The organism is Herbaspirillum sp. alder98, from assembly GCF_020179755.1.
GTDB lineage: Bacteria > Pseudomonadota > Gammaproteobacteria > Burkholderiales > Burkholderiaceae_D > Herbaspirillum.
In genome coordinates this window covers 1-23035 of record NZ_JAIUCY010000004.1, presented here as the reverse complement: position 1 = coordinate 23035, position 23035 = coordinate 1, and the positions used below count along the sequence as shown (strand labels likewise).

Annotated in this window: 20 protein-coding genes and 1 tRNA gene; 9 read left to right on the top strand and 12 right to left on the bottom strand. The window is 61.5% G+C overall.

The features are described from left to right. Nucleotides 1–70 precede the first annotated feature (70 nt). A tRNA-Ser gene (locus LBW87_RS10670) sits at nucleotides 71–161 on the top strand. Between the two features lie 429 nt (nucleotides 162–590). Here LBW87_RS10670 and LBW87_RS10665 read toward each other — a convergent pair. Next, nucleotides 591–1307: a YitT family protein gene (locus LBW87_RS10665; protein ID WP_225201445.1), complete on the bottom strand. Its 717-nt coding sequence runs from the start codon at nucleotides 1305–1307 to the stop codon at nucleotides 591–593. A gap of 403 nt (nucleotides 1308–1710) precedes the next feature. Here LBW87_RS10665 and LBW87_RS10660 point away from each other — a divergent pair, with 403 nt between their 5' ends. Continuing rightward, on the top strand, nucleotides 1711–1905 hold the full coding sequence (locus tag LBW87_RS10660) for a hypothetical protein (RefSeq protein WP_225201444.1): 195 nt from the start codon (nucleotides 1711–1713) through the stop codon (nucleotides 1903–1905). A gap of 312 nt (nucleotides 1906–2217) precedes the next feature. Here LBW87_RS10660 and LBW87_RS10655 read toward each other — a convergent pair whose 3' ends face one another. The 10 genes from LBW87_RS10655 to LBW87_RS10610 form a co-directional block, all read right to left on the bottom strand. Continuing rightward, on the bottom strand, nucleotides 2218–3201 hold the full coding sequence (locus LBW87_RS10655) for a porin (protein ID WP_225201443.1): 984 nt from the start codon (nucleotides 3199–3201) through the stop codon (nucleotides 2218–2220). A gap of 202 nt (nucleotides 3202–3403) precedes the next feature. Then, nucleotides 3404–3742, bottom strand: a complete 339-nt coding sequence (locus LBW87_RS10650; protein ID WP_225201442.1) for a hypothetical protein — start codon at nucleotides 3740–3742, stop codon at nucleotides 3404–3406. 104 nt (nucleotides 3743–3846) lie between these two features. Then, nucleotides 3847–5217 (bottom strand): PLP-dependent aminotransferase family protein, encoded by a 1371-nt coding sequence (locus LBW87_RS10645; protein ID WP_225201441.1) that lies wholly within the window; start codon nucleotides 5215–5217, stop codon nucleotides 3847–3849. A gap of 253 nt (nucleotides 5218–5470) precedes the next feature. Then, nucleotides 5471–5869: a hypothetical protein gene (locus tag LBW87_RS10640; protein ID WP_225201440.1), complete on the bottom strand. Its 399-nt coding sequence runs from the start codon at nucleotides 5867–5869 to the stop codon at nucleotides 5471–5473. Between the two features lie 57 nt (nucleotides 5870–5926). Continuing rightward, a complete protein-coding gene (locus LBW87_RS10635) occupies nucleotides 5927–8884 on the bottom strand; it encodes a filamentous hemagglutinin N-terminal domain-containing protein (protein ID WP_225201439.1) in 2958 nt (985 codons plus the stop codon). 34 nt (nucleotides 8885–8918) lie between these two features. Beyond that, entirely contained in the window at nucleotides 8919–10646 is a 1728-nt protein-coding gene (locus LBW87_RS10630; protein WP_225201438.1) for a ShlB/FhaC/HecB family hemolysin secretion/activation protein, read from the bottom strand. A gap of 893 nt (nucleotides 10647–11539) precedes the next feature. Then, nucleotides 11540–11947 carry a hypothetical protein gene (locus LBW87_RS10625; protein WP_225201437.1) on the bottom strand — a complete coding sequence of 136 codons (408 nt, stop codon included), beginning with the start codon at nucleotides 11945–11947 and terminating at the stop codon, nucleotides 11540–11542. Then, on the bottom strand, nucleotides 11944–16194 hold the full coding sequence (locus LBW87_RS10620; protein ID WP_225201436.1) for a hypothetical protein: 4251 nt from the start codon (nucleotides 16192–16194) through the stop codon (nucleotides 11944–11946). The genes LBW87_RS10625 and LBW87_RS10620 overlap by 4 nt, the downstream gene beginning before the upstream one ends. A gap of 240 nt (nucleotides 16195–16434) precedes the next feature. Beyond that, nucleotides 16435–17124, bottom strand: a complete 690-nt coding sequence (locus LBW87_RS10615; protein ID WP_225201435.1) for a hypothetical protein — start codon at nucleotides 17122–17124, stop codon at nucleotides 16435–16437. Nucleotides 17125–17243: 119 nt separating this feature from the next. Then, on the bottom strand, nucleotides 17244–18503 hold the full coding sequence (locus LBW87_RS10610; protein ID WP_225201434.1) for an aminotransferase class III-fold pyridoxal phosphate-dependent enzyme: 1260 nt from the start codon (nucleotides 18501–18503) through the stop codon (nucleotides 17244–17246). A gap of 317 nt (nucleotides 18504–18820) precedes the next feature. On the opposite strand from LBW87_RS10610, the gene LBW87_RS10605 reads away from it, so the two are divergent. Beyond that, nucleotides 18821–18967: a hypothetical protein gene (locus tag LBW87_RS10605; RefSeq protein WP_225201433.1), complete on the top strand. Its 147-nt coding sequence runs from the start codon at nucleotides 18821–18823 to the stop codon at nucleotides 18965–18967. Nucleotides 18968–19062: 95 nt separating this feature from the next. Continuing rightward, nucleotides 19063–19473: a CesT family type III secretion system chaperone gene (locus tag LBW87_RS10600; RefSeq protein ID WP_225201432.1), complete on the top strand. Its 411-nt coding sequence runs from the start codon at nucleotides 19063–19065 to the stop codon at nucleotides 19471–19473. Between the two features lie 139 nt (nucleotides 19474–19612). Here the strand turns inward: LBW87_RS10600 and LBW87_RS10595 are convergent, their stop codons facing one another. Further along, a complete protein-coding gene (locus LBW87_RS10595; protein WP_225201431.1) occupies nucleotides 19613–20035 on the bottom strand; it encodes a hypothetical protein in 423 nt (140 codons plus the stop codon). 339 nt (nucleotides 20036–20374) lie between these two features. Between LBW87_RS10595 and LBW87_RS10590 the strand changes: the two genes are divergently transcribed. From LBW87_RS10590 to LBW87_RS10570, 5 genes are all read left to right on the top strand, one after another. Continuing rightward, complete coding sequence (locus tag LBW87_RS10590; protein ID WP_225201430.1) at nucleotides 20375–20533, top strand: hypothetical protein; 159 nt, start codon at nucleotides 20375–20377, stop codon at nucleotides 20531–20533. A gap of 83 nt (nucleotides 20534–20616) precedes the next feature. Then, complete coding sequence (locus LBW87_RS10585; RefSeq protein ID WP_225201429.1) at nucleotides 20617–20829, top strand: hypothetical protein; 213 nt, start codon at nucleotides 20617–20619, stop codon at nucleotides 20827–20829. A 37-nt stretch (nucleotides 20830–20866) separates the two neighbouring features. Beyond that, the gene (locus tag LBW87_RS10580) at nucleotides 20867–21040 is read left to right on the top strand and encodes a hypothetical protein (RefSeq protein ID WP_225201428.1); all 174 of its coding nucleotides are present in this window, start codon (nucleotides 20867–20869) and stop codon (nucleotides 21038–21040) included. A 211-nt stretch (nucleotides 21041–21251) separates the two neighbouring features. After that, entirely contained in the window at nucleotides 21252–21407 is a 156-nt protein-coding gene (locus LBW87_RS10575) for a hypothetical protein (RefSeq protein WP_225201427.1), read from the top strand. A gap of 271 nt (nucleotides 21408–21678) precedes the next feature. After that, nucleotides 21679–23035: hypothetical protein (locus tag LBW87_RS10570; protein ID WP_225201426.1), on the top strand; the 1357-nt coding region annotated here is incomplete at its 3' end.

Below are 23035 nucleotides of genomic sequence, written 5' to 3'. Positions count from 1 at the left end.
GTCAAAAAGCTTTAATTCTCCAGAAACCTTGCTATAATCTGCGGCTTCGCTCAAAGCGGACCAGAATCCAGGAGAGGTGGATGAGTGGTTGAAGTCGCACGCCTGGAAAGCGTGTATAGGTTAATAGCCTATCGGGGGTTCGAATCCCCCTCTCTCCGCCAAAACATAAATGCCCGCGCAAGCGGGCATTTTGTTTTTGTGGAGAGAAGCAAGCCAAGAGTTTGGCTTGCGCGGGGGATTCGAAGGGAATCGCTTGCAAGCGATTCAGCGGCCTGCGCCTGTGTAGGCGAATCCCCCTCTCTCCGCCAAAACATAAATGCCCGCGCAAGCGGGCATTTTGTTTTTGTAGAGTCCGGTCGCACGAGACGGCGCTAGGTACCGGTCTTCGCCGGCACGACAGGTTATTTATAACTTCCCCCCCCGTCGCCCTGACGAAGGTCAGGGCCCAGCGTCTTTCGCCGCAACGCAAGAAAATTTTCCGGGGCATCGTCCCGATATATGGCGCTCCAGCAGCCCTCGTCAATCTGGTGTCGCCACGTCCGCAGGTTCCAGATGAAACATGGGCTGCATGGCCTGATCCGCCCCAGAAACTAACCCCGATAACGCCCAGGCTTATGCCACACGATCAGCATGCCGTTCATGGCGACCGTGCCGAGGACGGACCACAGTAATTTGGTCGCAGGCAGGGAGGTTGCCGCCAGCCCAAACAAGGCCAGGTCGAATGCCAGCTGGCTGATGCCGGCGTTGATGCCATACCGTCGCTGGATCCACAGGGCTACGGCGCCCGTGCCGCCCATCGAGGCATTATGTCGCGCCAGGCACAGGATACCCATGCCCAGGAAGGTCCCGCCGGCAATCGCGGCGAAGCCGTTGCCGATGCTCGATACGCCGAGCCAATGGTCAATGCCCGCGACCACGCCGCCGATGGCAACGCTGACGACGATGCTCTTGGACGCGAAAAAGCGCCCCATGACAAAGAAGCTGAAGATGATGAACGGGATATTGATCAAGGGCACCAGCGGCGCCGGCGCCAACCCGGTGAGCGATGACGTCAATAACGCCATGCCAGCGATGCCGCCGGTGATCAGCCCGGCCTTGGCCAGCAACGAAACGCCCATGGCGGCGAACAGGACGCCGAGGTACAGGCCATATAAATCGTCCCACGCATTATGCGGAACAAGCGGGGCCCGGCTTGATGTTTCAGAGGGATTTATTGCGGTGCGATGCGGCAGCCCCGAGTCGTTCAGGGCAGGGCGTGACAGATCCAGGTGATCGCTCGCAGAGCGGCGCAGAGTGCGGAAGTACATGGTTTCCCTTGAAGGTAATCTGGGGAATAAGTCGGCGACATGTCACGTCTGCTTGTGGCTTGGTAACAGTCGCTGCAATTCAATTTGCTGCGAGTATACATTTCTTTTCTTCAGTATCCCGGGCTTGCGCGCCTGGACGCCCCTAAAAAATAGCGACTGTAGCTAATTCGCCTAATACCAGGCGCCAGGATTGCGTCCGGCGGCCAGCTGAAGCAGCTCATCTGCGCCAATAATAATGTTTCATTGGGGAAATTAATTTCTAGCACCATCGTCGAGCCCCTTATCCGAAAAATAATATTCGGGCTCGATAGTCGCGCTGCGGGTGGTTTTCTCATGCCCGCAGGTTGCAACTGAAACATTGCGTCCAGCGTTTGAAACGCCCACGTAACCGACGACGCTCAAGATGCATCCATACCAGCTGCAACATACCTTCACCACCAAGGAGAACACCATGCGTATCCATGCCTTTTACCTCGTCGCCATCGTTACCCTGCTGGCTTCGTCCGGCGCCCAGGCCGCCACTGTGGGCTCGGTCTTCTCCACCATCGGTGAAGGCCTGTTCATGGTTTTCCGGGTCATCGCCGGCGTCGGCCACTAATGTCTGTCCAGCCGTCGAGCGCGGCGCTATTCCTGTCGATTCGGAGGTCAAGATGGTTCTCAATCAGCTGATTCACGCAGCGCCATTCCTGGAGTGTCTGCACTACCTCGAACGCCTGCTGCCGTTTGCACCTTGTTAGTACCGTCAATGCGGGGCGACGATGCCGCCATTGTTTCGGGCTCATAAAAAAGTCCGGCAGTGCCAAGGCACGCCGGACTAAAGCTGTGATCTGTTCGCATCAAATCACCGCTGGCACTGCGGATGACGGCGGGCTCAAGGCCGCCACCCCCTCAAGATGTCAAACGCGCTGCATCAGAACTTGTGACGGATACCCAGGTTGAACAGGTTGTCTGCGGCGCCGTTGCTGGTCACTCGGTAGTTGATGCCGGCGTTGTTCGACAGACGCGACCAGCTGGTGTAGATGTTGGTACGCTTGGACAGCATGTGGCTGTAGCCCAGCGCAACTTGCGTAGCGTCGCGGTGTTCGGCGAACTTGTCGTACTTGTGCATGATCGAGGTCATGATCACATCGGCTGGCGTCAGGTTGATGTTCAAGCCGATCAACGCATCGCGGGTGTTCAGTGTGCCGACGCCCTTGTTGATGGCATAGGCCACGAACGGTTGCAGCAGGCCGAAGTTGTAGTTACCGCCCAGCAGGGTGGTCTTGGCGGCATCGGTGCCAGTGGCATTCTTGGTGTTCTGGTGGGTCAGCACCACGGCCAGCGGACCTGCGGCATAACCAATGGCGCCGGCCACGGTACGGTTCGAGGAGGTGCTGCCGGCAACTTCACCGAAGCTGTAGGCAGCCTGGCCGTTGATGCCGTTCTGTGCCGCGAAGCTGTAGTTGACGGTGTTGTCGGTACGGCTGCCGCCGTAGTTGAAGATGCGCGCGGAGTCGCCAGCCAGCGTATCGCCGAACGGATCGAAGACGGAAGCGTTGGAGTACACCACGGTCTGGATGCGGCCCAGCTTGACTTCACCGAAGCCACCCGAGAGGCTGACATACGACTGGCGGTTGAACAGCACGCCAGCCGTCGACTGGGCGCCATTGTCGGCGTTGAAGCCGGCTTCCAGCACGAAGTTGGCTTTCAGGCCGCCGCCCAGATCTTCAGTACCCTTGAAACCGACACGGCTACCGCTCTGGTTGCCGCTGTCCATGCCCAGGTAAGTACCGGCGCCGGCGTTCTCAACCTTCAGGCCCATGTCGACCACGCCATAGATGGTGACGCTGCTTTGTGCAGACGCGGCGCCTGCGATGGTGGCGAGAGCGGCAAATGCCAGGATTGATTTTTTCATTGATGACCCCTTTAGATTGAACAGCATGTAAAAACACTTCGGTACAGATTCGCTCGCCCACCCATGGCGGAGAAGCGTTGATGATTTCGCCAGTCCAGTTTTCTTGACGATGTGCGGATGGTAGTGAGCGCGCCGAAATGCATCGATAGACAGAGCCGGGGAAATGCGCCGTTGCTGTACTGGTGGATATTCAGTACATGCGTCAGTCAGTTAGGTGCGGTGCAGGATCGGCAGCGCACCACGTAACGAGGGTGCGGCCAATGTGTGGCGCTGGCGTGCGATTGGCCGCCGTCGGCGTACTCAGGACGAGTGGATCGTGATTAGTAAATCGGGCGAGCATGCAGCAATACAGATGCCGCAGCCCGGTCGAAAGCGGTCTTTGTGAAGCGCTGTTTTTTTGCGGGAAGTGGTGGTGCAACAACAAAATTTTTAAACAATTTTCCGGCGTCGGAAAGTATTGGTGGATCGCGCCGGAATCCTTGTGGGTGAAGGATTTCAGACGATGCACCCGGGTGATGCGCGACGCACCTGCAGTGCGCATGCTTGCACCAGATCGACGCTCTTTTCGATGGTGAAAAAAGGTGATCTGAAGAGTGGAGGGGGAGAATGTCGGTTGGTCAGCGCAGCCGCAGTGCGTGGCCTGAATTACGCATGCGCCGGCAGGCCCAGACCCGAGAGAAACCGGACCAATGCCGGCTCCTGGCTATAGGCCACGTTAAGCCGGAACCACGGTGTGCCCTGGAGGTTGTTGCGAAACACCTTGCCAGGGGCGATCAGGATACCGGCCGTGGCAGCACGGCGCCAGATATCTTCGGAGTCGTCGATGGCCGGGTGGCGGGCCCAGATGAACTTGCCGCCGAGCGGGCGGCAGAACAGGTCGAAGCCTGCGCCTTCGAGCATGTCGCAGGCTGCCTGCTGGCTTTCTGCCAGGCGAAAACGCAATCGCTCGACGCTGCGCCGGTACTGGCCGGCCGTGAGCGCGTGATACACCAGCCGTTCGTCGATCTGGCTGCCGGTGATGCTGGCGACCATCTTCAGGCTGGACAGGTCGCGCATCACGTCGGTCGCGCCGGCAATGAAACCGACCCGCGTGGCCGAGGACAGGGTCTTCGAGAAACTGCTGACATATAGCACCCGGGAGAGTTGATCCAGCGTCGCGATACGGGGCAGTTGCACGCCCAGCATGTCGCAATAGACGTCGTTCTCGACAATCCTGAAATCGAACTGCTCGGCCAGCTTGAGCAGGCGGTGCGCATTGGCCGGCGAGATGCAGGAACCGGTCGGCGCATGCAGCATCGACTGGGTGAACATCATGACCGGCTTGTGTTCGCGCGCCAGCGCGTCGAGCCGGTCCAGGTCGGGGCCGTCGGGGAGTCGCGGCAGCGGTATCGGGCGTATTCCGTACTGGTGCAGGTTGCTGAACAGGTTGAAATAACCCGGGTCATCCACCAGCACCTTGTCGCCGCGCCGCAGGAAATGGCGGATGACCAGGTCGGCTGCCTGCGAGGCCCCGTTGGTCAGCAGGATCTGTTCGCTCTGGGTGTGGATTCCGTGCCCCATCAGCTTGGCCTGGAGCAGGTTGCGCAGCGGGCCATAGCCATACGGATCGCCATACTGGCCCAGGTTGGAGTCGACCTTGGCGGCCAGTGACTTGAGGCCGCTCTTGATCAGTTCGCCATCGATCCAGTCAGACGGCATGCGCCCGCTGCTGGCGCACAGCTTTTGCTGGGGCAGCGTGAAGTGCGAGCGCAGTTGCCACAGGTGGTCGGGCTCCCGATCGTCGTCGTTCTCGGCGGTGCGGGTGCCGTAGTCGTGCGGACTCGTGATGAAGAAGCCGCTGCGCGGGCGCGACTGGAAATACCCCTGCGCCACCAGTCGTTCATACGCTTCCGCCACCGTATGGGCGCTGATGTGGTGGTCGCGCGCGAAGCCGCGGATCGACATCGCGCGGCTGCCGTGACGCACTACGTCATCGTCGATCAGCTTCTTCATCTGTTCGACAATCTGTTCAACCAATGAGAGCGCTGAGCCTCCTGAAATCCTGACGAGGGCCATTAATTACCTTATACGTGTTGTCGAAACGCGGCCATTGGTGTTGTCGGCGCCAACATCTGGTGGGTCGGGCGCTACGGCGGTGTCGATAGCGAAAGGGGTGGGCCACGGCGTCAGCTCTCCGGTGACGCGCGGCCATGGTTGTCAGCTATTTGCAAGGTTCGTGCCAAGCCTTGTGCGGGCAGGCTTGGGTGGGCTCAGGCCCGATCGGCCGGTGTCAGCAGGCGCGCCGGAACGAGAACTGCGAATAATGCTGTGCCAGCAGCTGCAGCATCTCGGGTTCGGTCAATGGCGGGCCATCGGCCTTGATGCGCGCGGGGAAGAAGGTGCACCGTTGCGGCTCGATCCTGCCCGACAGGTTGGGGCTGGCGGCGATGGCGGCGGTCACCGCATAGGGAAATATCGCGTCGGTGTGCACCAGATCCGATTTCATGACCAGGCCGGCGCGGATCTGCGTGAGGGCCGAATTGTCGGCAATGCAGACCACATAGATGTTGCCGATGCTGCCGTAGACCTCGGGTTCGAACTGATACGTACAGTGCGTGGCGGACTGGTCGTCTTCGAATACGCAGTCCAGCAATGGCATTGCAAAAGATGCCGAAAATACCGATGCCATCTGATTCTCCTTATCAAGTCATCATGGCCGCACGTCGTTCAGACGGCGGTAGTCTTATCAGAATGTTTCCGTCGCGCCCAGGGGCAGGCGCACGCCGCCACCGACGATGCGCAGGAACAGCTCGCCGCTATGGGTCAGGTCCCTGCCCGGCGGCAGCAGGGCCACCGGCGCGTTGTAGGCTTCCGTGCGGACGCCCGGTTCACTGGCCGTCGTCACCGGGGCAGTGCGTAGCGTGAGAGTGCCATTGGCATATCGCAGCAGGTAGTTGTTCGACGCCAGCCCGGACACGCCGATGCCGTACTGTCCGGCCTCGGTGGCGCCTTGCGCAGCGCCGCCGTAGACCAGCGTGCCGGTCAGTGACGCGGCGCTGTCGCCGCCGACGAAGCCGCTGTAGCGCACGCCGTTGCCGCCCAACCACGGAGTGCCGGCAGTGGCGGTCGCATCATTGGCGCTGACGACCAGGGTGGCCGGGGCAATGCGCAGGCTGGCGTCGCTGGTGGCGATGTCGTAGCCATCCTGGCCCGAATACAGACCGCCCAGGCTGAGCGTGCCGTCGGCGGTGCTGTAGGCGCCGACATCGCGTGCAGCGCTGGTATAAGTCAGCGCACCGGACAGGATGGCGCCATTGCTGGTGGTGTACGTCATGGTGCCGCCGGTGGTGCCGTCGTAGTCGCGCACGGCAGCCATGGCGGTGACCGTGGTCGGGCGCAGGAAGCTGCGCAACAACGGCAGCGTGCTGCCGTCATAGATGCGCCACTGGCTGCTGCCGGTGCTGTTGCCGATGTCCCAGCCGGCGGCGGAGTAGGTCGCCGCCAGGCTGGCCTGGCCCGCAGTGAGTCCGCGCGAGAGGGCGTCGATGCTGCCGTCGTTGCCGCCATAGCCGGCGCCGTTGGCATCCAGCCAGAACGACGACCGGATGGTTGAGACCGCGCCGTTATAGCCCACCAGCGCGCCCTGGTAATTCACTGTCGCATGCACCGCGCCGCTGGCATAGCTGTTAGAAATAGTGGACCCCGACACGTTGTAGCCGGCCAGCCCGCCCACGTATTCGTCGCCGCTGACATTGCCCGATCCGTAGCTGTTGCTCACCGTGCCGCTGGTGGACCCCACCAGCGCGCCGACGAAGCGCAGGCCGCTGACCGCGCCGCTGCCCACCGAATCGACGATCCAGCCAGAGCTGGCGCCGGCGACGCCACCCACGTTGGTCACCCCGGCCACGGTGGCGGCGTTGATGATGTGCTCGCTGCGGGTGTAGTTCTGTCCGACCACGCCGCCGACGTTGTTGCCGCCGGCGACCTTGCCGCTGACGCGCACGTTATAGAGTTCGCCGAAGCTGGTGCCGACGGCGCCGCCGACGTTCTCGTTACCGCTGATGTCGACGTTGACCAGGTTCAGGTTGCGTACCATGCTGCCGCCGCTGGTGTAGCCGATGAAGCCCACGGAGTTGCTGCTCGGCCGATTGATCGTCAGGCCCGACACGGTATGTCCCAGGCCATCGAAGACGCCGCGAAATTCCGCCCCCGTGGTGCCCAGCGGTACGAAGCCCAGACCGCCGTTCCAGCCGGCGGTGGCCGTCGCATCGATATTGCTGCCCAGTGCAAAGTAACGGGTGGTGACATTGTCCAGGCTGGCGTTGACCGCCTGCAGCGTGGCCAGGTCGTTGATGACGGTATAGCGGTTGCCGGCGATGGTCAGGCTCGGATTGCTGCCCGACAGGGTGATGGCGGCGTCGCTGACCGTGAATCGACCGGACCCACTGGCGGCGCTGCCGCCGTTGGCGGTGTTTGGATTGACCACCAGGCCGGCATGGTTGCCGGTGGCGGTGATGTCGGCCTGCACCTTGACGTCGTTGGTGGCCGTCAGGGTCAGCGTGGTGTCGGCGCTCCAGCTGACGCGGTCCGTCACCAGCAGGTCGCCGCGACCGGTGCTGCCGCCGCTGCTGCTCTGCAGGACCACGTTGCTGGCAGCGAGGCTGGCGCTCAATGCGGCGCCGCTGATGTCGCCGCCGCTGGCGGCCACCGTGAAATCGACCGGGTCGATCAGCCAGGTGCCGGTGACGCCATCCGCGGCATGGGTATTGATCTGCACGTTGTCGGCCACGCGCACGCGCGCGGCGCTGGTCTCGATGAAGCCGCCATCGCCATTGCCACTGGCGGCCGAGGCATCGAGCGTTCCACCCACGTTGACCAGGCCGTTCTGCATGTCACCCATCAGGTGGATTTCGCCATGCCGCCGGTCGACGCTGCGCGCCTGGATCACGCCTTCGTTGTTGACCACCGCCTGCGCCAGCGCGTCGGCTGCCCGCGCGCTCAGCAGCACCGTACCGCCATCGGCCACGATCAGCTGGCGATTCTGCGCCAGCGCCTGCGCCGTGCCCTGGTCGATGCGCACCTGCAGCAGGCCGTCGCCGTTGAAATCGAGCGTCATGGCGCCACCGGCGGCCAGCGTCACATTGCCCAGCCGTGCCGTAAGCGTGCCGTCGTTGCTGACCTGGCCTCCCAGCAGCGCGATGAAGCCGCCGTCGGCGGCCGTGATCTGGCCCCGGTTGACCACGCTGCCGGCGTTGCCGCTGAAACGATAGCGCCCATTCATGAAGTCCTGGTCCGACAGGTCTTGTGTGGCGGCCACCAGGCCGCCTACGTTGACGCTGGCGCTGGCGCCGAACAGGATGCCGTTCGGGTTGACCAGGAACACCCGGCCATTGGCGTTGAGGTTGCCGAAGATTTCACTGGCGCCGCTGCCCAGCACCCGGTTCAGCGCCACCGCGTCGCGCGCGGGCTGGACGAAGTTGACGGTCTCTCCGGCAGCAATGTTGAAGCTGTTCCAGTTGATGGCCAGCTTGTCGCTGCCCTGGGTGACGGTGGTGACGGCGCCGTTGCTGACGATGGCGCCGCTGCCGGCGCTGACGGCGCCGCCCGTGGGTGCCGCCGTGGCGCTGGCCGCCGCCAGCAGCAATAAAGGAAGCAGGGCAGGGGCGCCGGCAGCACGGCGGGCGTGACAGAGCAATCGAGGCATGACGTGTTCCTGATAATGATGATCGGTGGGTAATTCAGAAGCTCTTCGCCAGTTGCAGCCAGAAGCGCGGCAACTTGTCGGGTTCGGAGGTCGCGGCCGGGCCGGTGCGCCAGGCCAGCGTGGCCTGCAAGCGATAAGCTTGCGGTTGGTTCCAGCGGGCTCCCAGTCCGATGCCGGAGAGGTTGCGCAGGTTGTCGCCATCGGCTGCCAGCGGGCTGTGGTTCAAGCGTCCCCGTGCGGCATCGGCGAAGGCAAACGCCTGCCATTGGGTGGTCACGGCGCGCCGCAGTTCGAGGTTGAGCATCACGGCGTCGTCGGCCGGCGCTTCGCCGGAAGGGTAGGCCCGGACCGCATAAGGACCGCCCATTGATAGTTTCTGTGCCGAATCCAGGTTGCCGGCGGCGTACTGGGCACTGAGCTGGACCAGTCCTTCCCAGTGCGATCCCAGCGCTTGCAGGCGGGTGGCCTGCAGATTGCCCTGGGCAAAGCGACCCTCGGTACGGTGCCCGATCCGGTCATCGGCGAGATCGGCTGCAGGCAGGTGCAGGCGGCCTAGCGTGAGGCCCAGCAATGCCCGACTTTGGCCACCGCCCAGCCAGCCGTCGGACGCTTCCACCGTCAGGGCCGTGGTGGCGGCATCGATGCGTTTGTCGCGACGCAAATCGATGAGGCCGATACGGTCCTGGAAGCGCTTGGTGTCCAGGCGCAACTGTAGTCCGACATTGAGGCGTCGGCTGCGCACCAAGGGAAAGCCCAGGGCGGCGCTGCCCAGGCGCGCGCTGCCGGCGGCATCGAGTTGCGAAAAATCCGCGCCCACCCGATAGGCCATCGCGGCATACGACAGGTTGAGCGTGGTGCCGCTCGCGCCCAGCGGCAACTGGTAAGCCAGGCGGCCGTAATTGAATCCGCTGCCGGCGCTGATCGCATTGAACTGCAACTGGTCGCCGATGCCCAGCGGGTTGTTGAGCGCCAGAACGGCGTTGGCATGCACGGCGCCCGTATAACGGTTGCCATGGTTGTCCAGGCTGACTTCGCCTTCCACCCGCCGGTCATCGGCCACTTGCACTTCGAGGTCGGTGCTGCCCACCGAACTGCCCGGGGTCAGGGCCGAGCGCAGCGCCACGCCGGGCAGGTCGTTGATCAACAGCAGTTCGCGTTCCAGCCGGGTGCCGGCCAGCGGCAGGCCGAGGCCGATCCGGTCCAGCCGCTGGCGCAGGGTAGCGCTGTCCATGCGCGATGCGTTATGCAGCCGGATCTCGCCCAGTCGTCCTTCTAGCACCAGCAGCCGTACTTGCCCCTGGTCCAGCCGCTGCGCAGGCAGATAGGCGCGCGCCAGCAGATATCCGTGGTCGCGGTAGAAGCGCGTGATGCGTGCCGTCGCCTGATCCAGCGTGGCCAGGCTGCGCTGCGGACCGACCAGGTCGTCCAGCAGGGCCGCCAGCACTTCGGGCGCAAAGGCCACTGCGCCTTCGATATGAAAACCGGCGACGGCAAAGCTGTCGCTGTTGGCCTCCAGCGGCATGCTGGTTGTGCCGGTCGGCGCTTCCGGCGGCAGGCTCTGGCCGTCCGGCGTCGCCAGTGGCAGCGCCGGACGCAGGTCGCGCAGCAGTTCGCCGGCGCCCGGCAGGCTTTGCGCATGGGCCGCCGAGACCGCCAGCGTGAGGAGCGGACCGATGGCCAGCAGCCGGCGTCGCGCCCGCTGCCCAACCCCCGCACGCTGGCTTGCGTGCCACTCCCTTGTTGTGTTTATTGAGGCAACCACGTCGTTTCCCTTTTGTTATCGCCGGGCGAGAATGCCCGGCTGTCGACACTGCTGGTTTGTTGCGCCTGTCTTTTTTGACCGACGCGTCGAGGCGCCGGCGTGAAAATACTTTAGGGCAATTCACCGCTGGAATGTCTCAACATTCCTCACGTCGAGGAACCGATGTAAAAGTGTTATCGGGTGCGGCTGGCGGGCGACCTGCGCTGCGTCGTCCGGTTCGCACATCGGGGGAAAGGGGATGGCGGCATGCTTGCAGCGGAATAAAAAAACGGCGCCCGTGGGCGCCGTCATCATGTGCTGTGCTGGTTGAAATAGTGTCAGGGAAAGACGCCGAACAGATCATCGACGTCGTATTTCCGGTGGGGGCAGGGCTGTGCCTGCGCTGCCGCCTGGGCGGGGCGATCCACCTTGCGCGAAGCGTCAGGCGAGACCGGCGATGTCGTCTGCGGTGTCACTGGGCTCCTTTGATCAGCGGGTTTTCTGTGTCTGGTCCGGCCGTTACGTTCCCCCAAGCCTTGCGGACAAGGGGCCGGTCTCTTGCGTGTTTCGGTCAGTGCCGGGGAACAGGCCGCGGCGATATTCTGCCGCGGCCGGATGCGCTATTAGGGTCAGTCGCCTGACCAGGTGGCACGGCCATCTTCTTCTTGCCGCCGAACGGAGCGCCAGGTGAACGTGGCTGTTCGGCGGGAAGCGCGGTCGTTGGTCCGGAATCGAAACGGGGGAATTTCTCTCCCGGGACGCCGTTCGACAACAGGTTGAAGAGTGTCGCGCCTGCCATGTTCATGAATGTCTGCAATCGGGAAATAGTTCCGCTTGGTCGTCGCCGTACCATCTTTGAATTTCCATAAAACACCCGTGCAGCCTTCACTTGCACGATGACCTAATACGATGATTCACTCGGGATGTCGCGCCAGTTCGAGTAATGCCACCAGCAATGACGGGTTTGCGACAGGTGGTTCTGTGTTCGCCGTGGACGCCAACGGATCCCATTGTGGGTCGTCCAGATGCTGCATGGATGCAAACACCATCTGAGCGGCCAGTTCTCGGCACTGCTCCACATGGCATTGACGCCGGCGTGTATCTGCACGCACCTGGAACACATCGGCGTCGGCGCTCTGTTGCGTTGGAGGGGCGAGCGCTACGAGTTGCTGGGCAAGCCGGTCTATGGTGGCGAGCACGGCGTCGACCGCCATGCCTTGCCATTGCATGAGTTGTCGGTTCCCGAATGGATCCTGCTGCATGTCGCGCAACAGTGATATCAGGGCATCGTTTCGCGCCGGGGATCGCACGGTGTCGATCATGATGGCGCCTTGATGTCGGTAGAGAGTTTTGCGATAGTGGACGCCCAGGTATTGGCGGCCAACTGGTTCTTGGTCGCACGCAACGCAGCGCCATGTTCGCTGCCGAGCAGCCAATCTTCATGTAATTGCTTGCCTTCCTTGCTTGAACCCAGCAGGCTATTACGCAAGTTGTCACGTTGTGCTTGGCGCTTTGCCTCATTGGCAACCTTGTCGGGCTCGGTTCTGGCGAGCGCCTGCAACTTGTCTTCGACGGTCTTTTCGAAGATCGCCTTGAACTCCGGTACCCGGCGAACACCACCTTCGTCGAGGCCATCTTTTTGCAGATTCAGGTTCAGATGTAACGATGCACGCTGCTCGTCGGAGTATGCCGTGAAGGCGGGGCTGTTCATGATTTGCTTGGCCGCCAATTCAACCAGGTAGGTATTGAGTTTGTTAAACACGCGACCCATCATGGGCCTGATGCAATCGGCATCGACGTCGAACGAAAATACGTTCTCGTATTTTTTTCGCATGTATATCGAGAATGCATCCTTGTCGTTGGAAAGGATGCTCTCTCTGTTGGCAGCGAGGGCGTCCTCACGCTTATCGGCGGGCATATTTCGATACTCCTCTGCGCGGCGCTCCTGCTCCATCATTTTTTCGCACAGCGCCTCTAAAGGCGCTACGAACCCCGGCGGTCGTCGGATATTGCCGCCCTGGCCGCTATTCCACCAGTAACTCAAATCTACGTGCAAGTCGTTGAGCATGGCCAGATCGAAACCCTTGGCGACGAGGCCGTCGATGATGGCCTTGCCTCGGGCCAGTGATGGCTGTGCGTCCTTGTAATCGGCCGTTGTCCTGAAGTCGTCGCGATCTTGCAGCTTAGCGATATGTTTGAAGAGTTCGTCGTTGGGTACCGGCACGTCCTGCTCGATATTGCGAGGGACAGGCCGGCCGTTTTTCCGCATTTTGGCGACGATTTCATCTCTCGCCTTGATACGCGCCTCGTTCTCAAGCGCGGCACCGAGCACCTCAACCGGTGCATGCTGGCCTGCCCCGATGGGGGTGACCTCGATGTCGCTGGCGCCTACAGACACAGTCTCCTGCGTGGCGGCAGCCGGGGTCGGCCGTGTAGCCGATGCGGCACCTGGCCGGTTGTTGTCGGATGTGCGTGTGCGCGATTTCTCGCCGCTTCGGGTGGACGGCTTGGGCCTGGTGTGGCGCGCGCGTTCTTCCCAGAATTCTTGCGCCGAGGGCGTTTTCTGTGTGCGCCCGGGGTGCTTTCCCTGCCGGGGTTCACGATGACCATCTTCGCGGGTACTGGGGTAGGGTTGGCCAGTCGGCCGGGCATAACGGGACTCATTGCCGAAGGCTTCGTCGTACCTTGGTTCCGGATCGACGTAGACCCGCGGGCGGCGCACCGGTTCGGGCGGCTTCTTAGGCGCACGTGTGGCGTTGTAGGCGCGGTTCGGGTTGAAATAACGCGGCGAGTTGGGATTATTGCTGCTGACACCAAACGGGCTTTCTTGTTTTATCTGCGCCGCCCCATTCACGCGATTGGGATCGATATAGCGCGGCGAATTCGGATTGCTGCTGCCGTACGTGAACAAGCCGTTCGTTGCTCGCCTGGCGGACGGCAACGGCGGTTTTGCATAAGCGTGCGGTATGCCTGGCGTATATTGTGGGCACGGAATTTCGATGACGTGAAAAAAGGGGCTGCCTGGTAGCACACTATAGACATAGGGCCGGGATAATCCTGCTACCGGAATTGAAAAATGCAGGGGAGTGGGAACGTAATCGCGTACCACATAGTACTGCTTTAACAGCCCATTTCCGCCCGGCCGCATATCGGCATGCCACACACTGGTCCAGGGCGTATTGCTTAGCGCTGCCTGGACAATGGCCGCGCGCATCTCCGCAGGCAGTGCCGTGATCGGACCAATGGCATTCCATGGCACGCTAGGGTCCGGCATGAAAGCGGGATAGGCCGCCGGGTAATAAGCAGGGTAATAAGCAGGGATTTCGGCCCGAAAATGCTGGCGTGTGGCGGTATGTGGCGCATGCGCGGGCGGTCGAGGCGGTTGCCTGCCAGCGCCGGAGGTGCCCGCTTGTGGTGCCGTGCTGCGCCGCCGCGGGCGGGCGGAGTCCGGCTCGCGACTGCGCATATCCGGCATGGTCGCCGTACGCCCCTTTTCATTGAGTTGCGGTCCGGTGGCATTTGCAGCATCCGGCGCTGAGTTCTTCTGCGCCGGCGGGGTCTGCTTGTCGCGCAATTCGTCGCTACCCATGGTGTAACTGGAAGACAACGGGGGCGGGGTTGGCTCCTCGTAAGCCTGGTCACTGATCATCAGCAAGAACTTGCGATCGTGCAGAGTATCGATATCGATGCCATCCTCGGGCAGATCCGTCGCAGGTGGCGGTACCCGAAATTCCACCTTCATATCTTTCCATTCCCAATCGAGCTCGTCAGAACCGAAGTGATATGTACTCGCGCGAGTGGACGGCTCGGGCAAGAGCGGCGCTGCAGCCTTGGGTGCCGCTTTGCCGCTGCTCGACGTCTTTTTATCCTTGGACTTTTCCTTAGGGCGCTCCCTCACTTCCATGTGTCGGGTTTTTCGACTTTTTTCCTTGGATGACCCCGATTTTTCAGAGGTGCGTCGCGTTGATGCGGGCGCATTGCTTTGGGTTGCCGGTGCGGTGGATTGCGGCGGCGCCATTAGCATCAGGCGCGCGGTTCCCACGGTAGGCGTATTTTGCAACAAGCGCACGCGCAGTCCCTCCACCGCCGGCAGATCGATCAGCGGCGCGACCAGCGCGCTCTCCAGGCTGTCGCGAAGAACCAGCTCGCCCGTCATATCGGTTCGATCTTCCTGGTCGCGCAGCACCAAGGCCATCGCGTCCGATGCCGTATCCAGCGCCGTGCCGGAACCCGGAATGGTCCCCGAGGCCGGCAGTGAGTGAATGGGCGGCTTTGCAGATATGAGCGCCGGTGAATTACTCGATGCCGCATCCTGGTCTTCGCTCGCACCATCGCTATCTTCATCATGATCGCTATCGATGTTGGCCGCCGGCAGCGCCATTGTGCCGTACTCCTGTATTGCGCGGTCCTCGCCTTCTTCCTCAGCCAAGTCTTCGGTGGTCTCTTCGACCGCTTCCCTCAACTGCAGCGCCAGACGTGAAAACCGGTATTCAGGTGCAAGCGCAGCCGGATCTTCCTGGCCATCGGCCGGCGGCGCCGGACGTTCACTCTGGGCGTAAGAATAAGTCAGCCTCTCGGCGGGATAATGAAGCCATGTAGGCATGAACCGGCCGGCCCGAATTTCCCCTCCGCTCCCTTTGGAGTGACTCTTGTCGATATATGCCAGAATCATTTTTTCAGCATGCGAGAGCTGGCTATTGACTTCTTCCAGCAAGGTTTTCAATTGCTGTTTGCTGTGTGGTCCGGCGGAAAAGTTGACGTGGCCATCTATGGCATCGTTTTCTATTTTCAGCTGCGGTGGCATGTTCGCCTGATCCAGCAACGAAGTGGTCCGGTCATGGCGGTCGGTCGCGTCGTCGAGCTGGCGCAGCAGGGCCGTAATGGATTCTTGTTCCTCTTCCGGAACGCCAACGACGGCCAGTTGCCCTATCAGGGTAGCCAATTCCATTTGCTGCGGCGCCAGCGCCGCAATTTCTGCATCGACATCATCTTCGCTGTCGCCGATCATCTTATCGAGAGTGGCGATATCGCTGGTCTTGTCGGCGATTTTGGCACGCAGTTTCTTTCTTTCCTTCAGTACATCGGAACTGGCGTGCGCATCGCGCGAGCGTTTTTTTTCGCCCGCGCCAGGTGACGCGAGCGCGGCCAGTTTTTCCTGGAGCGCTTGCAATTGCTGTTGGCACTCTTTTTTTTCTTCCAGGTCGCGTCGCAAGTTCGCTTTAGCCTTTTTGATACTGTCGCTATTGCGCGCCGCCGTCAGGGAAAATTCCATATCGACCCGCGCATACAGCAAGGGGCAGGCTTCGGGAATCGTCGTCAGGCAAGTGAAGTCAACTAATTGTTCCCCGATATGCTTGAGCTCTTTTCTTTCGCTGTGCCAGCGTGCCCCAACAGCCTCGCGCTCCTCGTCGGCGGACTTGACCAGTATTTTGAGACCGCTTTTAGCTTCGGTCAGGTTGCAATAGAGACGTACCCATTTTTCTTGGGTCTCACCGGATTTGCGAAAGTTGGTAAATTCTTTCGGCAGGATATACGACTCGCTGCCGACGGTATCTTCTACCTTGCGCATTGCCTGTGCGACATAACGCGAGCTCTCTTCCTGTAGTGCCTGCGGTTTGTTATAAATTGTAGAAACCATAATGATCAGAATATCGTTGTCGTTGGATTGCTGGTCCTCGCGTGTCTTTTAATCGCGCGGGGACAGGGGCCATCGCGGCGCGCAGCGCACGGACGGCAGTCTGGAATAGGTGGTATGCGACTTGGCTAGGTTCCGTCCGCTCTCAATAGCAAGACGTGGCGCCACGCAGGCTCAATGCAGCGCGCGTTCGCGCGGTCCTTGCAAGGTCGAAAAATGCCAGGCGCCCGTATCCGGTGAAAATACTGCGCACTCGTCGCCGCCGCCGGTTTCCCTCCACACGGCGTGATAGCTCCTGATACTTGCCATGGCCGCGCGCTCCAGCGCTTCGCGCGCGCGTTGCGCCAGTTGCAGGTCGCTCCAGCATGCGGCGATCCGCACTTGGTCGCTGTAGTGGTCGCCGCCCACGCGATCCCACCATTGCTCGACGAACTCCAGCACCTCGCGCTCGATGTGCAGTTGCGACATGCCATGCAGCGAATGGGCCAGGCGCACCGGCACCGGTAGCAAGGGCGTGATCAGCATCTGCTGGTCGTCGAGCAGCAGGTCGTTGGTGTCCGAGGCAAAGAATCCCAGCGCCAGCATCAACCTGCGTTGCGGCTCAGGTTGGCCGGACAGGATACGATCGAGGTCGATCTGCTCCAGCGGGGCCCGCTGCCAACCGGGCAACCCGAGTCCCAGCAACTGCTGGCGGTAGATCTCGGCATCCAATGCCGAAGCAAAGGCCAGCACCCCCGCCTCGCCGCCGTTGCGAATGTAGAACGTGTTGTGGCTTTGTTCGCCAGGCAGGCAGCCGTCGGCTGGCTTGACCAGTCCCCACAGGCGTGGCGTGATGGTTTGGTCGGCAAAAGTCGGATCGAACATGATGCGCTCCTGGCTCATTGTTGTGGTCAAACGCCGCACCGGGCAGCGTGCAAACATGAGTAGCGCAGTGTTGCCGGGCGGTTCCGCGGGCATCGTGGGGGCGTTGAAGGCTTGTCGGGCTACAGCAACGCCAGGGCACGCGCGGTGTCATCCACCGCGCGTCCCAGTTTGTCGATCAACTCGTCCAGGCGGGCATGGCTGGCGATGAGTGCCGGCGCCAGCGCGATCCGGTCACCGCTGGCGTTCACCAGCAGCCCGTGTTGCCGGGCGCGCAGGCTGCAATAGTGACCGGCCAACCCGACTTCGTCGAAGCTGGCCTTGTCCCATGGCGCTGGCGACAACTGCAGCGCGGCCAGCATGCCGCTGCCCTGGATCTGGCCGACGATGGGATGGCCGTCGAAACGCTCGCGCAGGCAATACTGGAAGTACAGGCCGGTATCGTGTTCGACCTCCTCCATCAAGCCTTCGTCATCCAGCACGCGCAGGTTCGCCAGCGCCACCGCCGCTGCCAGCGGATGTCCCTGGTCGCGCAAGCCGTGCGCCGGCGAGTCGGCCCCGACGGTAAGGGCGTCGGCCATGCGCTGCGACAAGACCAGCGCGCCCATCGGCACGTAACCGGAGGTCAGGCTGCGGTCCAGGATCATGGCGTCCGGGTGAATGCCGAAATGGTCGCTGCCGAACCATTGGCCGCAGCGACCAAAGCCGCTGACGACCTCATCCACGCAGAGCAGGATGTCGTACTGCGTGCAGATGCGCTGGACCTCGGGCCAATAGCTGTAGGGCGGGTAGATGACGCCTCCGTTGCCGTGGAACGGTTCGGCCAGAAAGGCTGCGACCCGTTGCGGGTCGAGCTCCAGCAGTGTGTGTTCCAGTTCGCGGGCCGCCGCCAGCCCGAATTCGTATTCGGTCAGAAAACCATCGTAGCCGAACCAGTCAGGCGGCACGATGTGGCACCGCTGCGGCGTCGCGCCATGGTCGCTGCTGCGGCAACCGATGATGATGTGCTTGTCCGGCTTGCCGGCCAGTGTCCAGAAGTGCCTCGCCGACCGCTGGAACAGGTCGTTGGCCTCGGCGCCGGAGTCGGTGTAGCGCACCCGCTGCATGCCTGATGGAAGTCGCTTGAGCAGTTTGTCGCTGAGCTCCGACATGGGCGCATCGGCGGCCCGGACGAACTGGCCACAATAGCTCGGCGTGTCAAGCTGGCTGGTCGCTGCGTGCACCAGTGCCGGATGGCCGTGGCCGAGCGTCGTGAAGTGCTGGCCGCAGACGCCGTCGAGCAACCGGTTGCCGTCCTGGTCCCACACGTGCATGCCCTCGGCCCGAGTAAGCACGCGGAGTTGCCCAGACCACAGCAGGAGCTGTTCGCCGAGCGGTTGCATGGGGTGCCCAGGATGAGTGGCGCGATGATCTTGATGGGCCAGGACAGGGCCGACGAAATGGTTCATGGCAGTAAGCGCAAGGCGCTGGTCGTTGCAGTGGAAGGGCGCGGCAGTTGCCGTCATCGCTTGATGGGTGGTGCGCCTCGATCCAGGGTTCCAACGAGATGCCGGCCAGGCTGGTGCCGGCACGGATAAATTGAAAGCGATTGTTACCGGACTCGCTGATCTGGCGGCATCGGATGCATTGGCATTGGGGCGTGGAACCACGCCCCCCCGAGGGCCGACTCAGTTATCCCCTCACTCGATGGAGAATCAAGATGGACATCAATCCGATCAACACACTCAATACCGTAGTAAGCAATCCGCTCGGTGCCATCACCGATCCGCTGGGCACGCTGACCGGCGGCGGTGCTGGTGGCAATGGCAACAGCGGTGGCGGCTCCAAGAACGGCGATATCGTCTGATCAGGGCGTTGCGGCGCAATGGACGCGCCGCAACGCCGCCCTGGACGCAAACCTGTTGCCGGTCGCACCAACCAAAAAAATAAAACTGGGGAAGTATGTCGATACACCGTTACCACGCCTTGATCGATCACCTGTGTGAGCAGCTGTCGATCGAGTTCAAGCCGGCCATGTACCAGGCCGCGCAGATCAATGTCGATGGCGTCGACTTCACGCTGTTCCATGCCGGATTGATGCTGCCAGAAAGCGTGCAGATGCATTGCGATTTCGGGGCCTTGCCGGGCGCCGCGCGCGAAGCCGTGCTACTGCGCCTGCTGGAGACGCAGACCCATCTGTTCGGCGTTTGCGCGCCAGTGTTCTCCTACGATCGCACGCGCGACAGCGTCGCCCTGATGTGCCGGTTTCCGTTGCACGACGAGGATGGCGCGGTGTCGACGCTGGAATTGCTGCGTTTCTTTTCCGGGCTGGCCAAGCGCTGGCGCCAGGATCGCTTCACATTCGTTCAGTAACGCCGAAGACCACCGCACCTGGCAGCAGGCGCGGTGGCCATCCCGTCATCGCCATGCCGCTACCGAATAGAAAAAGGGCTGGGCCCTGTGTGACACAGGACCCAGCCCTTGAAGCCTATCCGGCTCCACGAGGCCGGTTTCAACCGCCGGTGATGTCGCTGTCCTGGCCCAGGCTATCGGCGGCATTCTTGCTCTTCTCCTGTTGCAGTTCGCCTTCCGGTACGCCGCTGATGGCCGAGAGCTTCTTGATCTCTTCGTCGGAGATGGTGCCTTTCTTGAGTTTCTTGACCAGGTCATCCAGTTCATCCGAGCTGCCGCTACCACTGCCGCCGCCGGTACCGCTGGCGCCTCCGGATTGCTGGGCTTCCGGATGACGTTTGTTCATTTCATCCTTGATGGCCTGTTCCTGCCACTTGGGCAGGTTGCCCTGCAGCAGGCCTTGCAGCAGGTCCTGGTCTGATTTGCCCGCCAGGCCGTCCTGGAAGCCTTTGACTTCATTGGCCGAAGGGGTCTCGTTGCCGCCGCTGACGCCGCCGGTGCCGGTGTTGAAAGTGATATTCATGCTTAATTTTTCCTTACAAGAATAGGAGGGGCTCATGTACTGCCACCATGGGTGAATCCGTGCCGGCCTTTGGTTCCAGCGTTGAACATGAATCGCCGCGCAATGAAATTTCCGTGGTCGATACAGGTGCAATATCGTTGGTGGGATAGAGAGAAGTGGTCGACGGCCGCGAGGCCATGCCTGTACCGCAAGCGCTGGTCGAGCCAGTGGCCGGGATGTTGTCCTGCTGCAGATAAACATGCACGTCGCGATGGAACCCATCGCGCTTGCCGTTCCACTTAGTTGGGACCGCGGGGGCACAATGCGCTGCGGCAATCTTTAACTTTCATGGAGGTTACTATGGCTGGAGGTTTTATCAGCGGTGCATCGACCGCAAGCACTGCTACTCAGGTGGCTGAGCAAAACGTCGTCAATACGAATGCTGAAATTGCAGCTGCGGATGACCTGTCTCACACGATCGACAAGAAGAAGCGCGACAACGTCAAGAGCTACATCTGATCTGTTAGCAGATAAGTTCTTGTGCGTCGGGTGGGACTCTTGCGGGTCCCACCTGCATTTCAATCCCTAGTGAGGAAACCACCATGTCCACTTTCCAGAGCCAGATGGCCGGCGGCTATCAATCGCAAGGCAATCCCAGCATGCGCCAGGGCGCATCTGATCCGATGGTAGGCAATGCCCAGGCCGGCGCCGAGCAGGCCATGGAGTTCCAGTTGTGGGTGTCGCAGCAAGCCACATCGCTGGCCAAGATGAAGGTCTTCGCCACCATGGCCAAGAACGTCAACGACCAGCAATGAGCGCCGCGCATATCGCGCGCCACAACCGGGAGCCAGCATGCAAGATTCGATCAACACTGCCGGCAGTTCCGCCGCAGCTGCGCGCAGAAGCGGCGAACGCGCCATCCGCACCCAACAGTCCGTCAATGACGACGTGACCAACGTCGACAACGTCAACATCTTCCTCAAATACGCGAAGAAGGCGGAAGAGACCGCACAAGCGGCAGTCTGACGCCAGGCGCATCTTCTTCGGTGGCGCCGTGGGCATGGCCGGTTCCATGCCTGCGGCGCCACTGCTTCTTCTTGCGCGGGCACTTTGCCGAGCACTCTTTCTTCGCTCTTCGTCACACCGTCCCGCACGGGGATGGAACCTGCGCCGAGCCGATTGCGACCCAGTAGCGTCCGGTGCAAACCGCTAAACATTTCTCTTCCGGGAGTCCGCCATGGCAGTAGACCTTACGACCGAATCGAACAAGACCACAGCAAAGACCATTGCGCAGCAAAACAGCGTGAACGCCTCGGCCGAGGAAGTCGATGCCTTCGACGTCATGTTCAAGATGATGAAAAAGGGGCGCGACGCCGGCCAGCAACTGGTCTAGGCAGCATCGCACCGGCACCGTTCAGATCTGTCGGCGCGGACCTCCGCGCCGCGACCGCTGGCCGCCTCGACCGGGCGGCGTGCGCGTGTCTTCGGAAGAACCGGCATCCATGTTGGTGGACTGGAACTAACAACTTCGTCGGGTCACTCAACAACGAGTCCGCTATCCCTTGAGTTTTCGTGCGTCATCGTCCGGCAACGGCGAAGTCAGCAGGTATCACGCAGTGGTGCGGCCGTCGGAGTAGTTTGTTGCCCATTTTTCCGGAGAAAGTATGTCCAATACATTTACTGTCACATCCAACAACAACAACTATCAGAACGGTTCACCGGATGGTGAACTGACCCTGACCTTGCGCCTGCGCGGTGCCAGCGAGTCTGACTACAACGATATCCACAACGGCAATTCATCGAACAAGAATTCTGCCTACGTGGAGTTCGATCTGCCACCGGCGGCCAAGAAATTCCTCGATGCCATCCTGGGCACGGGCGGTAACGGCTCCAAGATGTCCGAGGCCGATGCCGCCACGACCATCAGCCAGTTCCAGCAGGACAACAAGACCGGACGCCTGAAACCGTCGCAGTTGCAGGAAATGGCCAGCGGCTATTTCACCAAGGATGGCAAGACCGACCGCGTGCCAGACAATGTGCAGCAAGCCGCGCAGATGATGATGGCCAACGGCGGCGAGCTGTTCAAGAAGACCGAATCGGCCACCGATGGCAATTTCGACGGCGAACTCGGAGAGGGCGACGCCGCCAATGCGATCAAGAAGGGCCGCATTTCCGACAAGCCCAGCGGTGGCAATCAGGACTTCAGCGGCCTGCTGCTCAATTTCCTGATGTCGGCGCTGATGAATGGTTCGCTGTCGAAGAACCAGCCGGATGACTACGACGCGGCCAAGACCATCAATCAGTTCCAGAAGGACAACGACATCGGCTTGCTGTCGATCAAGCAGATGCAGGAGCTGGCCAGCGGCTATCACACCGACAAGAATAACCATACCGACCGCGTCCCCGATCACGTCCAGCAAGCCGCGCAAGCGTTCCTGGACAACGATGCCGAATTGTTCAAGCGCCTGGAATCATCGACCGACGGCAACTTTGACGGCCAGTTGGGGCAGGGCGACTTTGGCCAGGCCCTCTCGAAGGGACGCCTGTCCTCCAGCCAGTCCAACGGCAATTCCGGTAACGGCTCGTTCACCATTGATATCGGTGGTAACAATGGCGTCAATTTCGGCAACGTCCAACAGGGGCCGAAGCCAATGAGCGACAAGGATGCCGCCTTTACCTTCCAGGACTTCCAGAAGGCCAAGGGCCTGGACCTGACCTCGCCAGAGGAGATGAACAAGATCGCCGAGACCGGCTACTACACCGACAAGAACGGCAAGGAGCAAAAGGCCGATCCTGAAGTGCAGAAGGCTGCGCAGACCTACATGGCCCACGGCGGTGAATTGTACAAGCGGGTCGAGTCCGCCACCGACGGTGAGAGCGACGGCAAGCTGGGCCGCGGTGATCCGGACAACGCACTGAAGAAGGGCCGCCTGGACGGCACCAGCAGCAGCGGTGGCTATAACTCCGGTAACGGTAACGGCTACAACCCTGGCAACGTCGGTGGTAACAATGGCGTCGATT